General features: G+C 72.3%; 3 protein-coding genes and 1 pseudogene. 3 read left to right on the top strand and 1 reads right to left on the bottom strand.

What is annotated here, in order from left to right; all coding sequences use genetic code 11:
* A pseudogene (locus tag ACWEVO_RS29165) lies at positions 1-194 on the bottom strand (beta-N-acetylhexosaminidase); the annotation flags it as partial.
* A 373-nt stretch (positions 195-567) separates the two neighbouring features.
* On the opposite strand from ACWEVO_RS29165, the gene ppdK reads away from it, so the two are divergent.
* From ppdK to ACWEVO_RS29150, 3 genes are all read left to right on the top strand, one after another.
* Entirely contained in the window at positions 568-3,276 is a 2,709-nt protein-coding gene (gene ppdK / locus ACWEVO_RS29160) for a pyruvate, phosphate dikinase (RefSeq protein WP_452310685.1), read from the top strand.
* A gap of 130 nt (positions 3,277-3,406) precedes the next feature.
* Complete coding sequence (locus ACWEVO_RS29155) at positions 3,407-3,760, top strand: VOC family protein (RefSeq protein ID WP_452310684.1); 354 nt, start codon at positions 3,407-3,409, stop codon at positions 3,758-3,760.
* 57 nt (positions 3,761-3,817) lie between these two features.
* Positions 3,818-5,041, top strand: coding sequence for a deoxyguanosinetriphosphate triphosphohydrolase (locus ACWEVO_RS29150; RefSeq protein ID WP_452310686.1), 1,224 nt, complete (start codon positions 3,818-3,820; stop codon positions 5,039-5,041).
* Positions 5,042-5,355 lie beyond the last annotated feature (314 nt).

Raw genomic sequence — 5,355 nt, 5'->3', positions numbered from 1 at the left:
GCGCCCGGGGCGGGGCTGACCCGGATCGCCGCGTCGGCGGGCAGCAGGTAGTCCGCCGTGGGTTCCGGTACGACCCGCTCCGGGGCCGGCACGACGTCGCCGAGCCGGACCGGGGTGGGCGGGGCGAGCTGCTCGGCGGCGTGCCGGGCGGCGGTGCGGGCCAGGTCGGCGGCGGCCGGTTGCTGGGTGGGCAGGCCGGCCCGGTCGAGCGGTTCGGGACCGGTCTCGGACGGGGCGGCGGGGGTGGTCGACACGGCGACGGCTCCCGGGGGGTGTATTTGGGCGGGATATGGCAAAGGTCAGGTTCGGCGAATTCCAGTGCCGTCAAGAGTACGAGGGGATTCGGAATTGCGTGATCGTGCTCGTGGAAGCGTTCCCAAAAACCGGTACGGACGCGGATAGTGGTGACCGTTGTGCCGATTGTCACCGAACGGTCCCAGGCCACTCGAAGTTCGCTTAACCTTCGCCCACCGACCGCTGACGACGCCGGGATTACCGGCGGTTGGTCTCGGGGTATGTCCGAACTGAACCTTCGTTAAGTGTCAATGGCGCGCGTGGGAGGCTCTGGTGGCAGCGCAAGAGACGGTCGAGCACAAGTACGTCTACGACTTCGCCGAGGGCAACAAGGACCTCAAGGACCTGCTCGGCGGCAAGGGGGCCAACCTCGCCGAGATGACCAATCTCGGCCTTCCGGTCCCGCCCGGCTTCACCATCACCACCGAGGCCTGCAAGGCGTACCTGGCGACCGGCCGCGAGCCGGACGGGCTGGCCGGGCAGATCGAGGCACACCTGGAGTCCCTGGAACGGGAGATGGGCCGCAAGTTGGGCGACCCGGACGACCCGCTGCTGGTCTCCGTCCGCTCGGGGGCCAAGTTCTCCATGCCGGGCATGATGGAGACCGTCCTCAACGTCGGGCTCAACGACCGCAGCGTGATCGGGCTCAGCCGGCAGGCGGGCGGCAACGACCGGTTCGCCTGGGACTCCTACCGCCGCCTGATCCAGATGTTCGGCAAGACCGTCTGCGAGGTGCCGGGCGAGGAGTTCGAGCACGCCCTCGACGACGCCAAGCGGGCCAAGGGCAGCACCAACGACCTCGACCTGGATGCCGACGACCTGCGCGGGCTGGTCGACGCGTACAAGAAGATCTTCGCCGAGCACACCGGGCGGGAGTTCCCGCAGGAGCCGCGCGAGCAGCTCGACCTGGCCATCCGCGCCGTCTTCGAGTCATGGAACGCCGAGCGCGCGGTGGTCTACCGCCGGCAGGAGCGCATCCCCGCCGACCTCGGCACCGCGGTCAACGTGGTGGCGATGGTCTTCGGCAACCTCGGCGCCGACTCCGGCACCGGCGTCGCCTTCACCCGCGACCCCGCCAGCGGCGCGCAGGGCATCTACGGCGACTACCTGGCCAATGCCCAGGGCGAGGACGTGGTCGCCGGCATCCGCAACACGGTGCCGCTGGAGGAGTTGCAGCGGATCGACAAGAAGTCCTACGACGAGCTGCTCAGCTACATGGCCCGGCTGGAGGAGCACTACAAGGACCTCTGCGACATCGAGTTCACCATCGAGCGCGGCAAGCTCTGGATGCTCCAGACCCGGGTCGGCAAGCGCACCGCCGCGGCGGCCTTCGTCATCGCCGGTCAGCTCGTCGACGAGGGCCTCATCGACCTGAACGAGGCGCTGCACCGGGTCAATGGCGCGCAGCTCGCCCAGCTGATGTTCCCGCGGTTCAAGCTCGACCACGAGTTCGAGCCGGTGGCCAAGGGCATCGGGGCGTCGCCGGGCGCGGCCGTCGGCAAGGTGGTCTTCACCTCCGCCCGGGCGGTCGAGCTGGCCGCCGAGGGCGAGGCCGTGATCCTGGTCCGCCGGGAGACCAACCCGGACGACCTGAACGGCATGATCGCCGCCAAGGGCATTCTCACCTCGCGCGGCGGCAAGACCAGCCACGCCGCCGTGGTGGCCCGGGGCATGGGCAAGACCTGCGTCTCCGGGGCGGACGAGCTGGACGTCAACATCCCGGCGAAGAAGTTCACCGTCGCCGGGCAGACCGTCAACGAGGGCGACGTCGTCTCCATCGACGGCACCACCGGCAAGGTCTACCTGGGCGAGGTGCCGGTCATGCCCTCCGAGGTGGTGCAGTACTTCGAGGGCACCCTCGACGCGGAGCGGACCGACGACCCGCTGGTCCGGGCCGTACACCGGATCATGACGCACGCCGACGCCGCGCGGCGGCTGCGGGTCCGGACCAACGCCGACACCGGCCCGGACGCGGCGCGGGCGCGGCGGTTCGGCGCCGAGGGCATCGGCCTGTGCCGCACCGAGCACATGTTCCTCGGCGACCGGCGGGAGCTGGTCGAGCGGCTGATCCTGGCCAGCACCGACGCGGAGCGGCAGGACGCGCTCGCCGCGCTGCTGCCGCTGCAACGGGAGGACTTCATCGAGATCTTCCGGGAGATGGACGGGCTGCCGGTCACCGTCCGGCTGATCGACCCGCCGCTGCACGAGTTCCTGCCCCCGCTGGAGCAGCTCGCGGTCAACGTGGCGGTCGCCCAGGAGCGCGGCGAGGACGTGGCGAAGGAGGAGGCGCTGCTCGCCGCCGTCCGCCGGATGCACGAGGAGAACCCGATGCTCGGCCTGCGTGGGGTCCGGCTCGGCCTGGTCATCCCCGGCCTCTTCGCCATGCAGGTCCGCGCGATCGCCGAGGCCGCCGTCGCGGTCACCCGCGACGGCGGGTCGGCCTGCCCGGAGATCATGGTCCCGCTGGTCGGCGCGGTCCAGGAGCTGGAAACGGTACGCGCGGAGGCCGAGAAGATCATCGCCGAGGTGGTCGGGGACAGCGGCGTCGAGGTGCTGATCGGCACCATGATCGAGGTGCCCCGAGCGGCGCTGACCGCCGGGCAGATCGCCGAGGCCGCCCAGTTCTTCTCCTTCGGCACCAACGACCTCACGCAGATGGGCTGGGGCTTCTCCCGGGACGACGTCGAGGGCGCGTTCTTCTGGCGCTACCTGGAGCTGGGCATCTTCGGCATCTCGCCGTTCGAGTCCATCGACCGGGAGGGCGTCGGCCGGCTGGTCCGGATCGCCGCCGAGGAGGGCCGGGCCGCCCGACCCGGGCTCAAGCTCGGCGTCTGCGGCGAGCACGGCGGCGACCCGGACTCGGTGCACTTCTTCCACGAGGTCGGGCTCGACTACGTCTCCTGCTCGCCGTTCCGGGTCCCGGTGGCGCGGCTGGAGGCCGGACGGGCGGCGGTGACCACCACCGGTTCCGACTCCCGCTGATCCGTGTGACACACCCGGGGCCGTCGGCGCTCACCTCGGCGACGGCCCCGGGCTCGCCCGGCGCGCCATCTTCGGGGGCCCGGCGTAACCTGGGCTCGCCCGCGCACGAGTCGATCAGGAAGGCGGCCGTATGACCAGCGTCTGGGAGAACCTGACCGTCGACGCCCAGGACCCGTCCCGGCTCGCCCACTGGTGGGCCGAGGCGCTCGGCTACCAGGTGATCAGCGACAAGCCGGACGAGGTGGAGATCCGCCGCTCGCCCGACGCGCTGCCCGGCATCGTCTTCGTCCCGGTCACCACGCCGCGGGAGGGCAAGAACCGGCTGCACATCGACCTGCGCCCGGCCGACCAGGAGGCCGAGGTGGAGCGCTTGGTCGACATGGGCGCCCGGCACGTCGACATCGGCCAGGGCGACGTGGAGTGGACGGTGCTGGCCGACCCCGAGGGCAACGAGTTCTGCGTCCTTCGCGAGCGCGCGGGCTGACCCCGGGATGACCGGTTGAGCGCGGGTCCGGGCGTCGACGGCGCCGGGCCCCCGGTCGTGGCCGACGACGCGGCGCGGCTGGTCGCCGAGGGGCCCAAGGACACCGGGTACGGGCGGTCGCCGTACGAGCGGGACCGGGCCCGGGTGCTGCACTCGGCGGCGTTCCGCCGGCTCGCCGCCAAGACCCAGGTGCACCTGGCCGGCACCGACGACTTCCTGCGTACCCGGCTGACCCACTCGCTGGAGGTGGCGCAGATCGCCCGCGAGATGGGCGCCCGACTGGGCTGCGACCCGGACGTGGTGGACACCGCCGGGCTGGCCCACGACCTCGGTCACCCGCCGTTCGGGCACAACGGCGAGGCCGCGCTGGACACCCTCGCCGCCGACTGCGGCGGCTTCGAGGGCAACGCGCAGACGCTACGGGTGCTCACCCGGCTGGAGGCGAAGGTGCTCGCCCCGGACGGCCGCTCCGCCGGGCTCAACCTCACCCGGGCCTCGCTCGACGCGGTCAGCAAGTACCCGTGGCCGCGCCGTCCCGGCCGACGCAAGTTCGGCGTGTACGCCGACGACCGCCCGGTCTTCGACTGGCTCCGCGCCGGCGCCCCGCCCGGGCAGCGGCGCTGCCTGGAGGCCCAGGTGATGGACTGGGCCGACGACGTGGCGTACTCGGTGCACGACGTCGAGGACGGCATCCACGGCGGGTACGTGCGCCTCGGCCCGCTGATGGCCGACCCCGATGAGCGCCGGGCGCTCTGCGCCGACGTGGCGGCCGCGTACTCCGGGGAGGCCCCTGAGGACCTGGGCGAGGTGCTGGCGGACCTCCTCGCCGAGCCGGTGCTCGCCCCGCTCGCCGGCTACGACGGCAGCCACCGGGCCCTCGTCGCGCTGAAGACCACCACCAGCGTGCTCACCGGTCGGTTCGTGGCCACCGTGGTGGCCGCCACCCAGGAGCGCCACGGCGCCGGCCCGCACCGCCGGTACGCCGCCGACCTGGCGGTGCCGCGCCGGATCCGGGCCCAGTGCGCGCTGCTCAAGGGCATCGCCCTGCGGTACGTGATGCGCCGCCCGGGCGCCGGCCCCCGGTACGCCCGCCAGCGGGAGATCCTCGCCGACCTGGTCGCCGCCCTGCTCGACCGGGCCCCCGACGCGCTCGACCCGGTCTTCGCCCCGCTCTGGCGGGACGCCCCCGACGACGCCGCCCGCCTCCGCGTGGTCATCGACCAGGTCGCCTCGCTCACCGACCCGGCCGCCCTGGCCTGGCACGCCCGCCTCCACCCCTGACCCGCCCCGCCCCGCGCCGCCCCGCCCCGCGCAGTGCCGGGCCCCCGCGCCCGTCGGCAAGATCGTGCTCGATCCTGGATGTCAACGCCGTTGCGTTAGGGGTGTGATCGGCGGGTCAACCCCTGCTGGATAGTGGGAACGGGACTCCTGGTAGATCAACTTGTGTCGAGCAAGAAGATCACGCCTCAGGAGTCCCGTTGCAGGAGAAGTCTGTCATCGCTCGGTCGTTCGAGGTGGCCGGGGGTGTGCACGCGCCTGGACATTTGGGTGAGTTGACCCAGATCATCGACTTCGACCTGGTCGATGCGGTGGTG

This window comes from Micromonospora sp. NPDC003776 (assembly GCF_053605645.1).
This window is presented reverse-complemented; position numbering and strand designations above follow the sequence as displayed.

What these genes read in the sequence shown, in the direction of transcription:
- ACWEVO_RS29155 (WP_452310684.1), top strand. Translation starts at nt 3,407, where the DNA reads ATGACCAGCGTCTGGGAGAACCTGACCGTCGACGCCCAGGACCCGTCC.